The sequence below is a fragment of the Nitrospinota bacterium genome (assembly GCA_035528715.1).
GTDB lineage: Bacteria > JADFOP01 > JADFOP01 > DATKYB01 > DATKYB01 > DATKYB01.
The window spans coordinates 1-2,811 of sequence record DATKYB010000141.1; the positions used below are offsets into that span (position 1 = coordinate 1).

A 2,811-nucleotide genomic window follows, 5' to 3' on the forward strand; every position below is an offset into this window, starting at 1 on the left:
ATAAGAACGAATCCTATACATAGCATCAAAGCGCCTATAGGTGGAAAAACAAGAAGAAAAATCAGACCAAAGAAAACATTAAAATAAATTCCAAGTCTAAGCATCATTCACCCCCTTTTTATAATTTTTTTATCCATCTGAAATTGTTCACCCCTGGCCACTCTGAATGATCATGGACCAACGGTCGATGATTTTTTCGGCACTTAAAGCGATTTGTCTTTGAACTCCTTTACTCCTTAAAAACATAAAATCTCTCTAAAAAGAGAGATTGACATCTTGGCCCTGCGTGGAATGAATTCCTTAACGGAATAGCAAAAAACTTTCAATCTTTAATGCCCCTCGGAAAGTATAAGGAAGGAGTTAAGTTAGAGTCAAGCAAAACCTGTTTAATTTTCAAATAATTACTTATAATAAAAAGGTATTTTTACATAAACTAGGAGTAGATAAAAATGAGAGGAAAAAATACAGCTATAATTCTTGGAGCGGGAAGTTCGGCTTGTTATGAAGATGGAGTTTGTCGAATTCCGGCTCAGGATGATATTCTAAATAGCCTCGTTTATCCAAAAATATCAACATCATCTGGATACGGAGCTCCGACATTTGTTAATACACACGGAATGACTCATTCATATCCTTTAGCACAATATTTACATATCAAATTTAACATTCCTCAAAAAGATGGAGGGGAAGCCACAACATTTTGGGAGGAACTCGTAAAAACAAGAAATCTATCACTTGAATCCTTATATGACGAGCTTGAGATCGATAAATCTGAAGATGGGCATTATGCATGTCAAGATTTTAAAGCCATCCTACGCACTAAAATAGCAAACGCACCGGGCGATAGATCATCCGAAAAAGTATGTAAATATCATCGTAAATTAATAAAAGCTTTAGAGCCTGGCGATTACATCATTGACTTCAATTGGGATACTGTAGCTGACGATGCATTATTATATGAGAGTCCTTATTGGTTTCCTATAACAGGATACGGTGTTCCAGCTTTTGGATGGCAAGGGGAATTTAATAATAAACATTTCCCAGTAAAGTCCCTTATAGAGCTATATCATATTCACGGTTCCGTTGCTTTGTATGAGCCTTTAGACCCATCATTAAGAGATAAATATAAGAAACTTATGGTCATTGGCCCAAGAGGATACAGCACAATAAATGTATTAACCGATTTAATGGGAATTACACCAGAAAAAATTGCAGAAGCCCGAAAAAGCGGAAAGCAACCAACACCAAAAAGGAAGACTACCGAGCAGGAAGATGTTTTTGTTGAACTAGGTTATCTTTGGATTCCAGATAAAAATATTTGGCTCCAGCCCATATTCATTCCTCCAAGTAAGACAAAACCAGAGTATAAGAATTGGTATGCGAGTCTCCTTAGAAAAAAGATTCATAGTAGGATTCCATTTACAGAACAATTCATAATAGCTGGCTATAGCTTTCCTCCTGCTGATTTTGATCATCTCCGGCATTTTTTTATAACTGAAATTATACCGGAAGATACGAGGTTCATATGCATAAATCTAGAAAATAATAACGAAAATTATAGAAAAAGAGTAAGAACTCTATTTCCTAAATGGAATATAGATTTCTCAATTTTTGATTTTAAGCAATTCTGTAATTCGATTTAATAAAGTAGAACGTTGCTTAAGCTATAGCATTTTATCTCTTAAGAGACGGTCTTTATACACCCAGAAAAACCTTTTTAATATTCTCATTTTTAACAAGATTTTCTTTTTCTCCTTCAATGGCAATTTTTCCTATTTCAAAAATATATCCTCTGTGACATATCTCAAGAGCCTTGAAGGCATTTTGTTCAACAAGAAGGATAGAGGTCCCATCCTTGTTTATATCGACTAACTTTTCAAAAACCCCCTCTACATAATTTGGGGAAAGCCCTAAAGATGGTTCATCTAAAAGAAGAAGCGCGGGTTTAAGCATTAGCGCCCTTCCGATGGCCAGCATCTGCTGTTCACCGCTGGAAAGAGTGCCTGCTTTTTGCTTTTTTCTCTCCCTGAGGATAGGGAATAAATGAAAGACTTTTTCTAATCTGCCCTGGAGTTCTGGACTTTTTCCTCTGGATAAGGTGAACGCCCCCATCTCAAGGTTCTCAAGAACCGTCATCGTCGTAAATACTCTTCTGCCTTCAGGGACAAGACAAAGACCCTTTTTTACCAATCTATCAGGAGTCAATCCATTAATGCTTTTATCTTGGAAACATATCTTTCCCTTTCTTATAGGGACAAGTCCGCAAATAGCTTTTAGGGCGGTTGATTTGCCAGCGCCATTAGGCCCCAAAAGAGAGACAATTTCTCCCTTATTTACAGAAAAGGACACATCCTCTAATGCTCCTACTGTTCCGTAATAGACAGAGAGGTTTTTTACTTCAAGGATTTTGCTCATACTCTTCTTTTTCCTAGATAGGCGTTTAAGACCTCTTCATTATTTCTCACTTCTTCAGGCTTTCCCTCGGCAATCTTTTTTCCGTAATTAAGGACAATGACCTTCTCAGCAACCCCCATCACTGAATTCATATCATGCTCAATAAAAAGAATGGTTTTACCTCGTTCCTTGAGATTCCTTATGAGATTGAGCATAGTTCTTTTTGTCTCAGGGAAAAGACCGGCAAAAGGTTCATCCAGAAGGAAAAGCGCTGGCTCAAGGGCCAGGATTCTGGCTAACTCTAAGAGTTTTCTCTGGCCGTGGGAGAGATGCTCAGCCAATACATTCCTTTTTTCAATTAAGCCTGTAAACTTTAAAATCTCTTCTGCTTTAAGAATATTTTGTTTCTCCTCTTTT

Annotated in this window: 3 protein-coding genes; 1 reads left to right on the forward strand and 2 read right to left on the reverse strand. The window is 37.1% G+C overall.

Features of this window, described 5'->3' with window-relative positions; translation table 11 throughout:
* The first annotated feature begins 449 nt into the window (after positions 1-449).
* Entirely contained in the window at positions 450-1,643 is a 1,194-nt protein-coding gene (locus VMW81_09985; protein HUU51268.1) for a hypothetical protein, read from the forward strand.
* A 52-nt stretch (positions 1,644-1,695) separates the two neighbouring features.
* Here VMW81_09985 and VMW81_09990 read toward each other — a convergent pair whose 3' ends face one another.
* Positions 1,696-2,415, reverse strand: coding sequence for an ABC transporter ATP-binding protein (locus tag VMW81_09990; protein ID HUU51269.1), 720 nt, complete (start codon positions 2,413-2,415; stop codon positions 1,696-1,698).
* Positions 2,412-2,811 (reverse strand): ATP-binding cassette domain-containing protein (locus tag VMW81_09995; protein HUU51270.1); only part of this gene is annotated, 400 nt, incomplete at its 5' end. The genes VMW81_09995 and VMW81_09990, both read right to left, overlap by 4 nt.

Excerpts from the sequence above, each read along its gene's own strand:
- VMW81_09985 (HUU51268.1), top strand. The coding sequence starts at position 450 with ATGAGAGGAAAAAATACAGCTATAATTCTTGGAGCGGGAAGTTCGGCT.
- VMW81_09990 (HUU51269.1), bottom strand. The coding sequence starts at position 2,415 with ATGAGCAAAATCCTTGAAGTAAAAAACCTCTCTGTCTATTACGGAACA.